Origin of the sequence: Massilia phyllostachyos (genome assembly GCF_021044825.1) — a bacterium.
In the GTDB taxonomy this organism is placed as follows: domain Bacteria; phylum Pseudomonadota; class Gammaproteobacteria; order Burkholderiales; family Burkholderiaceae_D; genus Telluria; species Telluria phyllostachyos.
This window is the reverse complement of sequence record NZ_JAJNOC010000004.1, coordinates 35,803-52,156: the sequence shown is the minus strand read 5'-3', so window position 1 is coordinate 52,156 and position 16,354 is coordinate 35,803. Positions and strand designations below refer to the sequence as shown.

Here is a 16,354-nt window from a genome sequence, read left to right as displayed (position 1 = left end):
GATTCTATGCCAAGACCGGGGTGATGACGCGCTGAAGACGGCGAACATTGCTGGCGCATGAATCAGACCCGCACCCCGTAAACGTCATTCCCGCCTTCGCGGGAATGATGGAGCTACTGCCAGGGGTGCTGAATCTGCAGCGGGCCGATCAACCCTTTTCCGGGAAAATCGCCTGCAGAATCGCCGCCAGATTGTACCCGCCCTTGATCAGCTGCGTCTTCGCCACCGCCGAGCTCGGCACCGGGTAGTTCTGCGGCACTTCGAGCGCGAAGGTGTAGTAGGTGTCACCCTTCTTGCTGGTCTGCTGCGTCAGCTTGCCCGGCACCACGTCGGCATACGCCAGCTTGGCCGCGATGAGCGAGTCGTCCGCCCACTGGTAAGGCCAGGTGATCGGATCGCCCGATGCCTTGGCGATCTGCGGGTTGCCAGCGATGGCCGCGTCGGCGAACTGCTCGGGGGTCTTGGTCTTGATGCGGCGGAAGGCATAGTCCACCGTGGTGCTGTCCCAGTACGAGTGGAAGGGCTTGGTCAGCGCCTTCGGCACGCCTTCGCGCACCACCGCCGGTTCGCCCGGGCCGATCAGGCCGTCGGCCAGCGCCGACACCTTGGCGTCGTCCAGCAGCAGGTTGTTGCCGCCGCGCGAATCGAAGATCGCGGTTTCGTCGACTTCGGCATGCGTCTTCGGCACCACGAACTTGCCGTCCTTCGACACGAAGGCCGCGCCCACGTGCAGCGGCTGGTGGATGTCGCCGGCGAAGTGGGTCAGCAGGATCAGGGCCTGGCGCTTGGTGAACTTGTGCGGGTTCAGGGCCGGGTCGGTCTTGCCCTGCAGCACCGCGATGGCCTGCTTCAGGGTCTGGACGATGTCGACTTCCGCCGTGCCCACGCCGTGGTCGTGGTACTTCTCCAGCTGGAAGGGCACGTCGGTGTAGTGGTATTCGCTGTGCTTCGGATTGGCGTTGACGTACTCGATCATCTCGGGCGTCTGCGGGCCGCAGTAGGTGCCCTTGACGCAGTCCGGCCAGTTGGCGATCGACTCGAGCGATTCGCCCGGCAGCAGCAATGCTTGAATCTGCTTCTGCGCGTTGCTGCCCTTGAGCAGCTTGTCGGCGATGGCGCCGACCGCCTTGTGGCCGTCACGGCCCCAGGCCGCGGCGTCGAAGGAGGCGAAGGCGCCCGTGAGCGCGAGTACGAGGGCGATTTTCTTCATGGTGATCCTCATTGAACTTTGATGATGCGCGGGCTGGCGGGAGCGAGCGCAGCGCCCTGCCCTTCGTTCGCACGCAGGTAATCGGTGAAGGCGTCGAGGTCCAGCAGGCCGGTCTCGAGGCGGTTGCTACCTTTGGCGAAGTCGGGGAAGTTGTCGCCGCCCTCGGCCAGGAAGTTGTTGGCGACGATGCGGTAGGTCTTCGCGTCCTCGATCGGCTGGCCGTCCAGCAGCATGCCGACCACGCGGCTGCCGACCGGCCTGGTCGCATCCCAGCGGTAGCTGAAGCCGTTCGAAACCTGCAGCATCGAGCCGCCCGTCGACCCTTCGTGCCACTGGTTTTCCAGGATGCGGCGGATCTGCGCGCCAGTGAGGTCCATCACCACCAGCGTGTTCCCGAAGGGGAGCACGGCCTGGGCCTGGCCGAAGGCGGCGACGTTGTCCGCGCCCGCTTCGAGATCCTTGCGGATGCCGCCTTCGTTCATGAAGCCGATACGCGCGCCCATGTTGCGGGTGGCCGCCAGCACCGCGTCCGCGATCAGGTTGCCGAGCGGCGCTTCGCCCGCGTCGTTCTGCTTGCGCAGCACCGGCGCCGCCGCCAGGCGTGCGATCGGGCGGTTCAGGGCGGCGCGGCTGCTTTCCTTCACCTTGGCGACGTACGCCACCATCTTCTCGTCGGCCGGATAGTCGCCCGCTTTCATGAGGACGTTCTCGACTTTGATATCGCTAGGTGCGCCGGCGCCCTTCTGCACCGTCATCGACACGCGCGTGGCCAGGTGGCCGTAGGAGGCGCCCTGCGTCACGGTGCGGCCGTCGACCGTGCACAGGTAGCCCTGGTGGGTGTGGCCCGACAGGACCAGGCGCACCGCCGGATCGAGCTTCTTGACCACGTCGACGATCGGGCCTTTCAGGTTGGCGCAGCCCGGCTGCAGAGGGTGATCTGTGGTGTTGCCGCCCTGGTGCACCAGCGCGACGATCACGTCGGCGCCCTGGCTGCGCATCTCGGGAATCGCGCGGTTGATCGCGGCCGCCTCGTCCTCGAAGCTCAGGCCGGCGATACCGGACGCCATGACCACCGAGCGGGTGTCCTGCAGCACCACGCCGACCAGGCCGACCTTGACGCCCTTGACGGTCTCGATGCGGAAGGCGGGAATGAAGGGCTTGCCGGTGGCGCTGTCCAGCACGTTGCCGGCCAGCCAGGTGAACTTCGCACCGCGGAAGTCCTTCGACATCTGGCAGGCCTTGTTCGGACGCGGCGAATCGCAGCCGCCGTTCTGCTGGCGCAGCAGTTCCTTGCGGCCGGCGTCGAACTCGTGGTTGCCGACCGCGGAGGCGCGCAGGTCGAGCATGTTCATGGCTTCGATGGTCGGCTCGTCCGCCCACAGCGAGGACATCGCCGGGCTGGCGCCGACCAGGTCGCCGCTGGCGACGAACAGCAGGTCCTTGTCTTCCTTGCGCCAGGCCTGCAGCGCGGCGGCGACGTTCTCGATGCCGCCGGCGCGGATCGCCTCGGCCTTGCTGCCGTCGGCATTGGCCGGGACGTAGCGGCTCGGTTCGAGGTTGCCGTGGAAGTCGTTGATGGCGACGATGTTGATGGTCACCGGGCCCTGGGGCGCGGTGGCGCAGCCGGCCAGGACCAGCGCCAGCGCGAGGCAGGAAAGACGTGCCGGGGCACGCAGGGAAACAGTCATGGAGTGTTCTCGGTTTTCTGGGAGGGAGGCTCGTCGAGCCCATCCGCATTATGGCATCTGCCCTGCCGGCCCGCCATCTTTACGGCGGCGCTGGACGGGGTCTTCATCCAATAAAAAACGGCCGGTGTCGCCACCGGCCGTCCTGTGTCTCAGCGCGTCAGACGCCTCGACAGATCGCGCTTAGAACTCGTAGCGTGCGGTCACCTGGACTGCCCACTGCGATTCGCCCTTGGCTTGCTTGGTCACGTAGCTTTCGACCTGGTCACGCACCTGGTAGACATACTTGCCATTTTCCATACCGGCGTAGTCCACGAAGCTGCGCGAGTTGCCGCCGGCGCTGGCGAAGGAGACTTCGTTGATACGGCCCCAACGCTTGTTGATCATGTTACCGACGTTCATGAAGTCGAACACGATCGCGCCCTTGTGACCAGCGAACAGGCCCGGGACTTCCTGGCTCAGACGCATGTCGAAGCTGTTGGTCCACGGTGCGCGCGAACCGGCACGGCCGATCACGCCGCCAGCCGAGCCCTTGAGCATTTCGTCCTTGTTGACGATGTCCCAGAACTTCTGCTCGTTGGCCTTGTTGGTCGCGGTGTCGCCACGGAAGATGACCTCGCCCGAACCGAAGGCGGTCGGGATGTACATCAGGTCGTTCGAGTTGACGCCATCGCCGTTCATGTCGTTGTTGAAGGTCCAGCTGTACGGCTTGCCGCTGCGGCCTTCGTAGAACAGGCCGAAGCTGGTCTTGTAGTTGGCGAAGAAGGCCTTGTCCCAAGCCAGCGACAGGGTCACGCGGTCCTTGATCAGGTAAGCCGACTTGCCGGCGACTTCCTCGTTCGGGTTGAAGATGGCGCGGCCACTCCAGTTCGAGTTCGAGGTCGACGAGCTCAGGTTGCTGACTTCGGTCGCGTCGCTGTAGGTGTAGGCCGCGGTCCAGCGCAGGCCGCGCGAACGGCCGTTGCTCAGCGAGATCGTGGCCAGGTTGCCGTCACCCTTCTTGGTTTCACGCACGGCGATCACGTTGGTGTACGCGGCGTTCGACAGGGCGCGCGAACGGAAGCCTGCGCATGCGCCGGTGCTGTTGAAGCCGCCGGTGCCGTTGGCGCACGACGCGGTGTAGCCCTGCTCGGTCCAGAACATCTGGCGGCCATCCGGGCCGATACGGGTCGGTGCGCCCAGGTTCAGGTGCTCGAAGTAGATGCCCTTGTTGACGCTGGTGCGCAGGTATTCCACGCTGAAGACCAGGCCGTACCATGGCAGTTCGGTTTCGATCGCCAGGTTACCCTTCCACACCGACGGCTGGCTGATGCCAGGCGACAGGATGTCGACCGCGACGGCAGGCGCAGCGCCGGCGATGGTCGGCTGGGTCGCCGGGTTCGGGCTGAAGATGCCTTCGGCGGTGCCGCACGAGGCGAAGCTGTCGCGGCCGCAACCGACCGAGTAGGTCGCGATACCGGCGTTGGCGAACGGGTTGCCCAGCCAGACGTTCAGGGCCGAGCCCGAGAACAGGCCGACGCCGCCGCGGATCTGGGTCGCTTGCTTGGTGTCGAGGCGGTAGTTGAAGCCGAAGCGCGGCTGGATCAGGTCGTCGCCGTCGATGGTGACGGTGTTGTCCACGCCGAAGCCGCCGGTCTCGCGCACGATCGCGGTCGAGTTGGTGCTGTAGCGGCCGGCCACGCGCGGTGCGGCGACAGCGTTGTTGCGCAGCGGACGGTCGCCGGTGGTGGCCTTGTCGTAGCGGACGCCGTAGGTCAGGGTCAGCTGGTCGTTGACCTTCCAGTTATCCTGCAGGAACAGGCCGGTGTTGGCCAGGGTCCATTCGGCGGCGGCGTCGTTCAGGCTGTAGCCCTGGCGAGCGATCTGCGCGATGTACTGGGTCGGACGGCCGCGCGAGAAGTTTTCCAGCACGGCGCGTTCGATCACGTCGGCCGGCGAGGTCGAGCAGTTGACGGTACCGAAGGTGTAGGTGTAGGTCGCGCTCGAGTTGGTGCAGCCGAAGGTGTAGGTGCCGTTCACGTTCTGCAGGAAGGCATTGAAGATCTCGTTGCGCACGTAGTCCGCGCCGAACTTGATCTCGTGGTCGCCCTTCAGCCAGGTGGCGCCGGCGTAGGCGTCCCAGGTGGTGGTGTCGAGGGTGTTGAACTGGCGGCTCGCTTCGGTACCGAAGTTGATGAAGCGGCTGCCGGTACGCACGGACGACGGGGTGCCGGCCGGCAGCGGACCCGGGAAGCTCAGGGCCATCGACGGCAGCGCGGCGTTGTTGGCGTTGTTCTTGCCCGATTCACGCTTGGAGATCTTGAACTCGGTCGAGAAGTCCTGGGTCCAGTCGCTGAACACCTGGGCGACGGTCGACTCGATGTTCTTGCCTTCGGTCCACAGGTAGGAATCCAGGGCGATACCGGTCGCCGAGTAGCCCGAGAATTGCGGCTCCGACTGCTTGGTCTTCTGGTAGCGCAGGCTGGCGCGGTGGTTGTCGCTGATGTTCCAGTCCAGCTTGACCAGGCGGTCTTCGACGTCCAGCTCGAAACCGGTCGGCACGTTGGCCGAACCGGCTTCGAAGCCGTAGCGGGTCTTGGCGATGTTCTGCAGGCTGGCGATTGCCGACTGGGTGATGCCGACGTTGGTCAGGCCGCTGCCCAGCGGGCCGTATTCCGGCGAGTTACGCGAGCTCTTCAGGTTTTCGGCGCTGGCGAAGATGAACAGCTTGTCCTTGATCAGCGGGCCGCCCAGGGTGAAGCCGGTGGTGTTTTCCTTGAACGCGGCCGGAGCGCTGTAGCTGTTGTCGGTCGCGTTGTAGCGGTCGCCTGCCAGCTTGTCGTTACGGAACACGTGGTACACGCTGCCGTGCCACTCGTTGGTGCCCGACTTGGTGATGGCGTTGATGTTGGCGCCGGTGTAGCCCTTCTGGGTCACGTCGTAGTTCGAGACGTTGACCTGCACCGACTGGATCGAGTCGATGGAGATCGGCTGCTTGTTGGTCGGCAGGCCGTTCGATTCCAGGCCGAAGGTGTCGCTGATCGAGACGCCGTCGATGGTGATCGAGTTGAAGCGCGAGTTCTGGCCGCCGACCGAGATTTCGCCGCGGTCCTTGTCGGTCTGCGACAGGCGCGGATCCTGGCGCGCGTAGTCGGCCAGGTTACGGTTGATCGATGCGTGCGCTGCCAGGTCGGCGCGGCTCAGGTTGGTGCCCGAGCCCATGTTGGCGCTGTTGAAGGTGTTCGAGCGGGCCTGGCCGGTCACGTTCACGACCGCGACCTTGGCGCCCAGGGTGCCGTCGACAGCCGAGGTTTCCGCCAGGGTGGTGTAGACGTTGTTGATGGTTTCGGTGGTGCCGTCCTTCGACATAACGATCGTGAACGGGCCGCCGACGCGCAGGCCGCGTGCGACGTAACGGCCTTCGGCATCGGTGGTGACCGTGCTGACAGAACCCGACTCGGCGTGGCGAATGACGACTTGCGCGCCCGCGACCGGCTTGCCATCCGCGCCAGCGACGCGGCCGCCGATGGCGGAGGTGGTGTTCTGTGCGATGGCCGGAGCGGCCGACAGCACAATCGACAAAGCCAGTGCCAGCTTGGTCAGCCGGATCTGTTTGTGAGTGATCATTGTTAAAACCCCAAAATAGACTTAATAGTTATTGGACGCTGCGACACGTCCCTCTTCACAAGTACTGCAAACCCTGGCTGCCGGAAGCGGCGTCGCTGGATGCGTTCATGAACCGGGCGATTGTAGATTTGAAATCTTTCATCACTGTTACACGCAAGCCGCACGTCCTTAGGAAAACTTCAAGCATATTTATTAACAACCATAAATGTGCAGGAGCTCAGACCAGCCCGACAAATACGTTTTTCCATGGGAATTTATAGGCTGAGCCTATAAATGCGTCGAAAAACGGGGAAATGGGGGGCTGAGGACGATGGTTCCGGGCAAAATCACAAGGCGCGATTATACGGAAGGCATACTTCAGTGAAATATTTACATAAGCAATTTCGGAAAACGACAGCGGCATCGCTGTAAATCTGTGGCAAGTTGGCCACAAAAATGAGTGATGCGCTCACTTTCCAGCGTCGCTCATGACATTGTCATGACAGCGGCCGGCGGGTTTTCCGCCAGCCGCAGGTGCGGAAGAATTTTTGCCCGGGAAGGGCAAGTGTTGTTTATTTGCGTACAGCCTTGGCCGCCATGCCGGCGACATCGGCCTCGAAACGGGCGAAGCGCTCATCCAGCTGGCGCGTCAGGCGGGCCTTCTCTGCTGCTGGGAGGAAAGCATACTTGATGCTGTTGTACGAGGTCCTCTTCATTTCGGCGTAGTCGGGCTTGTAGCGGCTGGCGAACAGCACGTACTCGTTGGACAGGGTGTGGCGGGTCACGCCGGCGTCGTCGGTCGAGATCACGTAGGGCACGCCATATTTACGGTAGATCGTCACCGGGTGGTTGGCGCCCTCGATGCCGTTGATGAAGGCGTTCGAAGTCAGGTTGATCTCGACCGGGATGTCGTCCTTGCGCATCTTCGCCAGGATGGCCGGGGCATTGGTCTCGTGGGCCAGGTCGATGCCGTGGCCGATGCGGTTGGCGCCCGCCATCACCAGGGCCTGGTCGATGTGGAAGGTCAGGCTTTCCGGCGGCACGTCGCCCAGCGCCAGCTCGCCCGCGTGCATCGCCACCTTGACGTCCGGGTAGCGCGACTTCAGGAAGCGGAACATCTTCATGTGCAGGGTGTAGTCGCGCATCGAGACCATGGTGCTCTCCTGGCCGACGATGTTCACGCCCACGATCTTGTCGCTCATGGTCGCGGCCTTGAAGCCGGACACCATCGACGAGAACACCTGGGACGGGTCGAGCAGGCGCAGCACATAGGTCTGGTAGCGCATGGTGAAGCGCTCGTCGTCGATGCCTTCGGCGGCTTCGTGGATCTTCGTCACGAAATCCTCGGTCTGCTTGCCGAAGGCCGCGTCCTGCTCCAGCACCGCCAGCCAGGCGCCCATCTGGGCGTCGAACGCCTTGTCGTCGCCGACGTTGGCCCAGGCCTGCTTGTCGAACTCCTTGTTCACCACGAAGGGCGACATCTTGAACATGGTCTCGATGTAGCCGACGTTTTCCAGGATCGCGCGCTGTTTCAGTTCCTGCAGGCCTTCGCGGAAGTTGGCGTTCGAAACCGGGCCGAAGAAGCCGAAGGTCTGGAAGAACAGGCGGTCCGGCGGCGGGTTCAGGGCGCCGTGGTTGCCGAAGTCCTTGTTCGACCAGCGCTGCAGCAGCTCGCGCCAGGTATGGTCGTCGGCGTAGACTTCGGCCGTGGACAGGCAGTTGCGCTCCTTGGCCGGCTTGGCGCGTTCGGCAGCCACGTTGTCCTTGTTGGTCTCGATGCGGTAGGTGCGCTTGTCGACGCAGTAGCCCTGCATGTCGAGAAAGTCGACGTAGGATTCGGCATACACCGAACCCGAATAATGATGGTGCAGGTCGCCGCCCTTGGGCATGCGGGTGAAGAACAGAGTCAGCTCGGCCGTCTTCGGCTCGCCGGCGATCAGGCTCGCGTAGTGGCGGGCGGTGGCGGTTTCGTTGGCGGTCGAGGCCGGGCCCTTGGCCAGGGCTGGAGCGGCAGCGACGGCCAGGGCGAGCAGCAGGCTGCCGGTCAGTTTGGTGGTCATGGATCGTGGCTTTCTGGTGCGGTTAGTACGGGATGGATGTCCCGCGTGACCGCGCAACTCTAACCGCTTGAGTTTGCGTTTGCAATAAGGCATGTAGGGTGGGCGGTCCCCGCCCACCCTACCGGGTATGCACTTGCCGGCCAGCCGAATAGGTTGCCTTGATCGAGCGGTCGTCGCCCAAGAGCGCGAACGCGAACAGCAGCTCTTCCAGCGACTCCAGCTGCGCCGTGCGGCGCGCCATCAGGGGCGTGGCCTTCGGGTCGAGCACCACGAAATCCGCTTCCGCGCCGACGGCGAAGCTGCCGATCGTGCCTTCCAGGTTCATCGCGCGCGCCGCGCCCAGGGTGGCGAGGTAGAACATGCGCAGGGCCGGCAGATAGCTGCCCTTCAGGCGCGCCACCTTGTAGGCTTCGTTCATGGTCTGCAGCATCGAGAACGAGGTGCCGGCGCCGACGTCGGTGCCGAGCGACAGAAGCGTGCGCGCGCCGTCGGCCTTTTCGAAGTCGAACAGGCCGCTGCCCAGGAACAGGTTGGAGGTCGGGCATACCGCCGCCGCGCTGCCGGTGGCCGCCATGCGCGCGAAGTCTTCGTCGTCGAGCCAGATGCAGTGGCCAAACAGGGCGCGCGGGCGCATCAGGCCGAAGCGCTCGTAGACGTCGAGGTAGCTGCGCGCCTGCGGATGCAATTCGCCCACCCATTTGCACTCGTCCTTGTTTTCCGAGACGTGGGTCTGGATGAAGGTGTCCGGGTAGCTCTTCGCCAGTTCGGCGGTCGCGCGCAGCTGGGCGTCGGTGGAGGTCGGGGCGAAGCGCGGGGTGATCGCGTAGAGCTGGCGGCCGCGCTTGTGCCACTTCTCGATCAGGGCGGCGCTGTCGCCCACCCCACCCTCGACGTCGCGCAGGAAGTCCGGGCAGTGGCGGTCCATCAGCACCTTGCCGGCGACCATGCGCAGGTTGCGCGCTTCGCTGGCGTCAAAAAAGGCGTCGACCGACTGCGGGTGCACGGTGCAGTAGACCACGGCGGTGGTGGTCCCGCAGCGCAGCAGCTCGTCGAGGAAGAACTCGGCGGTGGCGCGCGCATGCGCCGGGTCTTCGAAGCGGCGCTCGGTCGGGAAGGTGTAGGTCTCGAGCCAGGGCAAGAGGCCGGGCGCCGGCGAGGCGATCATGTCGGTCTGCGGGTAATGCAGGTGGGTGTCGATGAAACCCGGGGTGATCAGGTGGCCGCGCAGGTCCTGCGGCGTGACGCCCGGCGGCAGCGTGCCTGCCAGCGCGGCGTAGTCGCCCGCGGCTTTGATTTTACCGTCTTCGACCAGCAGCAGGCCGTCCTCGAACCAGGCATGGGCCTGGTCGTCGAAGGCCGGGTCGGCGTGAAAGTGCAGCAAGCTCGCACGGTAGGCTTGCACGTTATCGGGTGCGGTGGACATCTTCTTATTCCGTTGAATCTTCGGGTTGGCTCGCAGCTTCCCACACGGTGAGGAGTTGCGCCGCCACGGAGGCTGCGATCACGGCCGGGGCCTTGCCCTCGATGCCGGGCAGGCCGATGGGGCAGACCATGCTGGCGATGCGCTCGTCGGCGACGCCGCGCTCGCGCAGGCGGTGCTCGAACTGGCGGCGCTTGGTGTCGCTGCCGATCAGGCCGAACCAATCCTGGGGGCCGGGGCGGGACAGTATCGCGTGGGACAGGGCCAGGTCAAGGGCGTGGCTGTGGGTCATGACCAGGAAGGTCGTGCCGTGTGGTGCGTTTTCAACAAGCGCTTCGGGGGTGTCGGTGGCTTCGACCGCCACGTTGGCCGGGACCTGTGGGGGGAACAGGTCGTCGCGTTCGTCGATCCAGGTGATGCGGCACGGTAGATCGGCCAGGGCGCGCACGATGGCGGCGCCGACGTGGCCGGCGCCGAACAGCATCAGGTGCGCGCGTGGGGCGAGGACGGCGTCGATGAGCCAGAGGCGGCCATCGTGTTCCATCACGTGAGTTCCCGCGTTGCGATCAAAGTCGGGGGGCGTAGGGTGGACGGGTCCCCCGTCCGCGCGTTCAACTGACGGTTGCGCTTCGGCGGAGCCGGAGCTGCCTGGACGCGCGGACGGCGGAGCCGCCTTTCGTGGCCCGGTCCACCCTACGGGGATTACACGCCACGTGTCTTCGTTGCGGCGGCGGTCGAGCATGGCCAGTTGGTCGGGATCGGCCATTTCGAATACGAGCCACGCGATGCCGCCGCAGCACTGGCCCAGCTTGGGCCCAAGCGGGAAACGCTCGATGCAGGCCGCGCCGCCTGTTGCCAGCATGGCGCGCGCCATCTCAAGCGCGCGGTGCTCCAGGTGCCCGCCCCCGATCGTGCCGCGAAAACCGTCGGCATCGACCAGCATGCGCGCTCCGGGTTCGCGCGGCACGGAACCCTCGACGCGGGCGACCGTCACCAGCACGGCCGGGCCATGCAGCGTCTGTGGCAGCCAGTCGTTCATCCGATGCTCGCAGCTTCCACGGCGGCCACCGCCTTGAGGATCTCTTCGCAGGTCGCGGGCGCATTCAGCGGCGGATTGACCTTGTGCCCGCCCACGCTGGAGATCGCATCGCGGATCGCGAAGAACACCGAGAACGGCAGCAGCAGCGGCGGCTCGCCCACGGCCTTGGAGCGGTGGATGCTGTCTTCGACGTTGCGGTTCTCGAAGAGCCGCACGCGGAAGTCCTGCGGGCAGTCGGAGATGCCGGGGATCTTGTAGGTCGAGGGGGCGTGCGTCATCAACTTGCCGGCCGGGTTCCACCACAATTCCTCGGTGGTGAGCCAGCCCATGCCCTGGATGAAGGCGCCTTCGACCTGGCCGATGTCGATGGCCGGGTTCAGCGAGTTGCCCGCGTCGTAGAGGGCGTCGGCGCGCAGCAGCTTCCATTCGCCGGTGAGCGTGTCCACCACGACTTCCGCCACCGCCGCGCCGTAGGCGTAGTAGGAGAACGGGTGGCCGGTCATGGTCTTCGCATCCCAGTGCAGGCCAGGGGTGGCGTAGAAGCCGTCGGACCACAGCTGCACGCGCGCCAGGTACGCCTTGGCGACCACTTCGCCGAAGCGCAGCGCCTGGCCGGCGACGAACACGGTGTCGTCGGCGAAGCGTACTTCTGAGGCGTCGCCACCGAACTGCGACGCCACGAAGGCGGCCAGGCGTTCGCGGATCTTGCGCGCCGCGTCCTGCGCGGCCTTGCCGTTCAGGTCCGCACCGGTGGAGGCGGCGGTGGCCGAGGTGTTGGCGACTTTGCTCGTGTTGGTGGCGGTGGCGCGCACACGGTCCAAGTCCACGCCCAGCTCGTGGGCGACCACCTGCATCACCTTGGTGTTGATCCCCTGCCCCATCTCGGTGCCGCCGTGGTTCACCAGGATCGAGCCGTCCACGTAGACGTGCACCAGCGCGCCGGCCTGGTTCAGGTGGGTGACGTTGAAGGCGATGCCGAATTTGACGGGAGTGAGCGCCAGGCCTTTCTTCAGCACGGGGCTGGCGCGGTTGTAGTCGTCGATGGCGGCGCGGCGGGCGCGGTAGGCGCTGGTCTCTTCGAGCTCGGCGACCAGTTCGTGGATCACGTTGTCGACGATGAGCTGGCCGTAGGGCGTGACGTTGCGTTCGTTCTTGCCGTAGAAATTCAGACGCCGGATGTCGAGCGGGTCGCGGCCGAGGTTGCGGGCGATCTCGTCGATCACGTATTCGATGGCGATCGCGCCCTGCGGCCCGCCGAAGCCGCGGAAGGCGGTGTTCGACTGGGTGTTGGTCTTGCCGCAGGCGGCGCGGATGTCGACGTCGGACAGGTAATAGCTGTTGTCGAAGTGGCAGACGGCGCGCGTGGCGACCGGGCCGGACAGGTCGGCGGAATAGCCGGCGCGCGAGACCATGTCGACTTTCGCGGCCACGATGCGGCCATCGGCGTCGTAGCCGACTTCGTATTCGTAGTGGAAGCAGTGGCGCTTGCCCGTCACCAGCATGTCGTCGTCGCGGTCGGCGCGCAGCTTGACCGGGCGGCGGGTGCGCACGGCGGCGATCGCCGCGGCCGCCGCCCACAGCGCCGACTGCGATTCCTTGCCGCCGAAGCCGCCGCCCATGCGCCGGCACTCGACCGTCACGTGGTGCGAATGCAGGCCGAGCGCGTGCGCGACCACGTGCTGCATCTCGCTCGGGTGCTGGGTCGAGCAGTAGACGTGCATGCCGCGGTCTTCGCCCGGAATCGCGTAGGCGATCTGGCCTTCGAGGTAGAACTGCTCCTGGCCGCCGACGTGCAGCTCGCCTTTCACGCGATGGGGTGCGCCGGCGAAAGCGGTTTCCGCATCGCCGCGCGCGAGGCGCATCGGCGGCAGCACGTAGGACTCCGCGGCGCGCGCGGCCTGCGGGGTCAGGATGGCGGGCAGGTCCTCGTAATCGATCTTCACCAGCCTGGCCGCGCGGCGCGCGTTGTCGTGGCTGTCGGCGACGACGATGAAGACCGGCTGGCCCACGTACTGGACCAGGCCGTCGGCCAGGATCGGATCGTCGTGGATGATCGGGCCGCAGTCGTTCAGGCCGGGGATGTCCTGCGCGGTGAGCACCGCCACCACGCCGCGGCTGGCGCGGACCGGGTCGAGATCGATGCCGAGGATGCGCGCATGGGCGCGGTTCGACAGGCCGAGGGCCGCGTGCAGGGTGCCGGCGGTTTCGCGGATGTCGTCGGTGTAGGTGGCCTGGCCGAGCACGTGCAGCACGGCGGATTCGTGTTTGCGCGGGCGGCCGACTTCGGTCCAGTCGGCGGCTGCGAGTACGGGATTGGCGGCGTCGTTCATGTTCGTGTTCCTCAGGCCTGCGCGAAGGCGTTGACCGCGGCGGCCGGCAGTGGATCGTCGACGCGCGTCTCGAGCCAGAAGCGGCGCAGCAGGTTCTGCGCGGCCTGCACGCGGTAATTGCTCGACGCCCGCATATCGCTCAGCGGCGCGTAGTCCTCGCGCATCGCGGCCATCGCGGCACGCATGGTGTCTTCATTCCAGGGCTGGCCGATCAAGGCTGCTTCGGCGTTGGCAGCCCGCTTGGGCGTGGCCGCCATGCCGCCGAAAGCGATGCGCGCGTTCGTCACGGTATCTCCATCGAGCATGACGGCAAACGCGGCGCATACCGCCGAGATATCCTGGTCGAAGCGCTTCGCCAGCTTGTAGGTCCGGAAGCGCAAGCCCGCGCGCGGCAGCGGAATGCGCACCGCCCGCACGAACTCGCCCGCCTGCAGATCCTTCTGCTGGTAGCCCAGATAGAAATCCTCCAGCGCCAGCACGCGCTCGCCGGCCGCGCCGCGCAGCACGATCCGGGCGCCGAGCGCGATCAGCCACGGCATCGAATCGCCGATCGGCGAGCCGTTGGCGACGTTGCCGCCCAGGGTGCCGGCGTTGCGGATCGGGAGCGAGGCGAAGCGCTGCCACATCTCGCCCAGTTCGTCGGGGTAGTGGGTGCACACCGCGGCATAGGCATCGTTCAGGCTCACACCCGCGCCGATCTCCAGCATGCCGTCATCTTCGGCGACGTGCTTGAGTTCCTCGACCTGGCCCAGGTAGATGATCTCGTTCAGCTCGCGCATGTGCTTGGTGACCCAGAGCCCGACGTCGGTCGATCCGGCCAGCAGCAGCGCCTGCGGCAGTTCAGCGCGCAGGCGCACCAGCTCATCCAGCGTGCGCGGCACGTGGAAACGCGCGCCTTGCGCTTCATAGCTGAAACCGTGGGCGCGCTGCAGCAGTTGCAACCGTTCGGCCAGCGCGGCGCGGTCGAAAGCGGCGGGCGGCAGCTCGACCATGCGGCGCGCCGCGTCGATGATCGGGCGGTAACCGGTGCAGCGGCACAGATTGCCCGACAGCGCGTCGTCGATCTGGCAGCGCGAGAGCTGGCGTCCGGAAAGCCTGTGGCTTTCCTGCTTCAGGTACATGCCCCACAGCGACATCGCGAAGCCCGGCGTGCAGAAGCCGCATTGCGAGCCGTGGCATTCGACCAGGGCCTGCTGCACCGGGTGCAGGCTGCCGTCCTGCGCCTGCAGGTCCTCGACCGTGAACAGGGCCTTGCCGTCCAGGGTCGGCGTGAACTGGATGCAGGAATTCACCGCCTTCATCTCCAGCTTGCCGTTCTCCAGCGAGCCGATCACCACCGTGCAGGCCCCGCAGTCGCCCTCGGCGCAGCCTTCCTTGGTGCCGGTGCAATGCAGATCCTCCCGCAGGTGCTGCAGGATGGTCTGCGTGGGCGCAGCATCGCGCACTTCGTGGACGGCGCCGCGGTAAAAGAATCGGATCGGTTCGGACATGGTGGCTGGCTTTCGGGCAAGGGCGAGAGGCTACCACCCCGGCGCAGATGACTTATAAGCTTTTACTAATAATACTTATCAATATATTCGTATATCTAATGGAACGCCCACACCCTTCATTCTAGAAAAGGATGGACGGTTTTCCAGTGATCCGCGATATCGATCCGGCGCGTGATCCAGACCCGTTCGTGGCGCTGCACGTAATCGAGGAAGCGCGCCAGCGCCGCCGCCCGCGCCGGCCGGCCGACCAGGCGGCAGTGCAGGCCGATCGACAGCATCTTCGGCTGGTCCAGGCCGTCGGGGTCGCCTTCCGCATACAGCACGTCGAAGGCATCCTTCAGGTAGTCGAAGAACTGGGTGCCGGAATTGAAGCCCTGCAGGGCGGCGAAGCGCATGTCGTTGGTGTCGAGCGTATAGGGCACGACCAAGTGCGGCACGGTGCGGCCATCCGCTACCTCGACCTGCTGCCAGAACGGCAGGTCGTCCCCGTAGTGATCGGCGTCGTAGGCGAAGCCGCCGTGCTCCACCACCAGGCGGCGCGTATTGGGCGAATCGCGCCCGGTGTACCAGCCGAGCGGCGCTTCTCCGGTCAGTTCGCGCATGATCCCGACCGCCTCGGCCAGGTGGGCGCGCTCGGTCTCGGCGTCCATGTTCTGGTAGGAGATCCAGCGCAGGCCATGGCAGGCGATCTCGTGCCCGAGTTCGCGGAAGGCGGCGACCGCTTCCGGATTGCGTTTCAAGGCCATGGCGACGCCGAACACGGTCAGCGGCAAGCCGCGCCCCTCGAACATCCTCAGCACCCGCCACAGCCCGGCGCGCGAACCGTATTCGTAGAGCGACTCCATGCTCATGTGGCGCATCGGGAAGGCTTGCGCGCCGATGATCTCGGACAGGAAGGTTTCCGACGCCGGGTCGCCATGCAGCACGCTGTTCTCCGCGCCCTCCTCGTAGTTCAGCACGAACTGCAGCGCGATGCGGGCCCCGCCGGGCCAGCGCGGATGCGGCGGATTGCGACCGTAGCCGATCAGGTCGCGCGGGTAGTGGGCGTAGCTGTCCATGGTGTCGAGGAATGAGCGTATATAAGCCTGACTATATATTGCATGAAGCACAACGGTATATGATTGCCCGCATACTTCAACTCAATCGGGGAATATGGTCATATGGGTAAATTGTCCACGCACGTACTCGATACCGCCCACGGCCGTCCCGGCGCCGGCGTGAAGGTCGAGCTCTACGCCACCGACAGCTGCGGGCGCACCCTGCTCGCCACAGCCCACACGAACGCGGACGGGCGCTGCGACGCTCCCCTTCTCGAAGGCGAGCAATTGCGGGTTGGCCAGTACGAACTGGTCTTCCACGCCGGCGACTATTTCACCGCACAGGGCGTCACGCTCCCCTCCCCGCGCTTCCTCGACCGCATCGTGATCGCCTTCGGCGTCTCCGACAGCAGCCAGAACTACCATGTGCCGCTGGTGGTGACGCCCTGGTCCTATTCGACCTACCGGGGAAGCTAGGCCGCTGGAGAGTGGCGCGAC

At 65.6% G+C, this 16,354-nt stretch carries 10 protein-coding genes; 1 reads left to right on the top strand and 9 read right to left on the bottom strand.

Annotated features, from left to right (window positions below; translation table 11 throughout):
• Window positions 1–148: 148 nt before the first annotated feature.
• The 9 genes from LQ564_RS13490 to puuE form a co-directional block, all read right to left on the bottom strand.
• Entirely contained in the window at window positions 149–1,210 is a 1,062-nt protein-coding gene (locus tag LQ564_RS13490; protein ID WP_231058624.1) for a S1/P1 nuclease, read from the bottom strand.
• 8 nt (window positions 1,211–1,218) lie between these two features.
• The gene (locus LQ564_RS13485) at window positions 1,219–2,898 is read right to left on the bottom strand and encodes a bifunctional metallophosphatase/5'-nucleotidase (protein ID WP_231058623.1); all 1,680 of its coding nucleotides are present in this window, start codon (window positions 2,896–2,898) and stop codon (window positions 1,219–1,221) included.
• A gap of 180 nt (window positions 2,899–3,078) precedes the next feature.
• Window positions 3,079–6,501, bottom strand: coding sequence for a TonB-dependent receptor (locus LQ564_RS13480; protein WP_231058622.1), 3,423 nt, complete (start codon window positions 6,499–6,501; stop codon window positions 3,079–3,081).
• A gap of 551 nt (window positions 6,502–7,052) precedes the next feature.
• Window positions 7,053–8,540: an amidohydrolase family protein gene (locus tag LQ564_RS13475; RefSeq protein ID WP_231058621.1), complete on the bottom strand. Its 1,488-nt coding sequence runs from the start codon at window positions 8,538–8,540 to the stop codon at window positions 7,053–7,055.
• Window positions 8,541–8,658: 118 nt separating this feature from the next.
• Window positions 8,659–9,963: a guanine deaminase gene (gene guaD / locus LQ564_RS13470; protein ID WP_231058620.1), complete on the bottom strand. Its 1,305-nt coding sequence runs from the start codon at window positions 9,961–9,963 to the stop codon at window positions 8,659–8,661.
• 4 nt (window positions 9,964–9,967) lie between these two features.
• The gene (gene xdhC / locus LQ564_RS13465; RefSeq protein ID WP_231058619.1) at window positions 9,968–10,999 is read right to left on the bottom strand and encodes a xanthine dehydrogenase accessory protein XdhC; all 1,032 of its coding nucleotides are present in this window, start codon (window positions 10,997–10,999) and stop codon (window positions 9,968–9,970) included.
• Window positions 10,996–13,329, bottom strand: coding sequence for a xanthine dehydrogenase molybdopterin binding subunit (gene xdhB / locus LQ564_RS13460; protein ID WP_231058618.1), 2,334 nt, complete (start codon window positions 13,327–13,329; stop codon window positions 10,996–10,998). Before xdhB ends, xdhC begins: the two co-directional genes overlap by 4 nt.
• An 11-nt stretch (window positions 13,330–13,340) precedes the next feature.
• Complete coding sequence (xdhA, locus tag LQ564_RS13455) at window positions 13,341–14,819, bottom strand: xanthine dehydrogenase small subunit (protein WP_231058617.1); 1,479 nt, start codon at window positions 14,817–14,819, stop codon at window positions 13,341–13,343.
• A 116-nt stretch (window positions 14,820–14,935) separates the two neighbouring features.
• Entirely contained in the window at window positions 14,936–15,877 is a 942-nt protein-coding gene (puuE, locus tag LQ564_RS13450) for an allantoinase PuuE (RefSeq protein WP_231058616.1), read from the bottom strand.
• Window positions 15,878–15,979: 102 nt separating this feature from the next.
• Between puuE and uraH the strand changes: the two genes are divergently transcribed.
• Complete coding sequence (uraH, locus tag LQ564_RS13445; protein WP_231058615.1) at window positions 15,980–16,333, top strand: hydroxyisourate hydrolase; 354 nt, start codon at window positions 15,980–15,982, stop codon at window positions 16,331–16,333.
• The last annotated feature ends 21 nt before the right edge of the window (window positions 16,334–16,354 follow it).

What these genes read in the sequence shown, in the direction of transcription:
- LQ564_RS13490 (WP_231058624.1), bottom strand. Translation starts at nt 1,210, where the DNA reads ATGAAGAAAATCGCCCTCGTACTCGCGCTCACGGGCGCCTTCGCCTCC.
- LQ564_RS13485 (WP_231058623.1), bottom strand. Translation starts at nt 2,898, where the DNA reads ATGACTGTTTCCCTGCGTGCCCCGGCACGTCTTTCCTGCCTCGCGCTG.
- LQ564_RS13480 (WP_231058622.1), bottom strand. Translation starts at nt 6,501, where the DNA reads ATGATCACTCACAAACAGATCCGGCTGACCAAGCTGGCACTGGCTTTG.
- LQ564_RS13475 (WP_231058621.1), bottom strand. Translation starts at nt 8,540, where the DNA reads ATGACCACCAAACTGACCGGCAGCCTGCTGCTCGCCCTGGCCGTCGCT.
- guaD (WP_231058620.1), bottom strand. Translation starts at nt 9,963, where the DNA reads ATGTCCACCGCACCCGATAACGTGCAAGCCTACCGTGCGAGCTTGCTG.
- xdhC (WP_231058619.1), bottom strand. Translation starts at nt 10,999, where the DNA reads ATGAACGACTGGCTGCCACAGACGCTGCATGGCCCGGCCGTGCTGGTG.
- xdhB (WP_231058618.1), bottom strand. Translation starts at nt 13,329, where the DNA reads ATGAACGACGCCGCCAATCCCGTACTCGCAGCCGCCGACTGGACCGAA.
- xdhA (WP_231058617.1), bottom strand. Translation starts at nt 14,819, where the DNA reads ATGTCCGAACCGATCCGATTCTTTTACCGCGGCGCCGTCCACGAAGTG.
- puuE (WP_231058616.1), bottom strand. Translation starts at nt 15,877, where the DNA reads ATGGACAGCTACGCCCACTACCCGCGCGACCTGATCGGCTACGGTCGC.
- uraH (WP_231058615.1), top strand. Translation starts at nt 15,980, where the DNA reads ATGGGTAAATTGTCCACGCACGTACTCGATACCGCCCACGGCCGTCCC.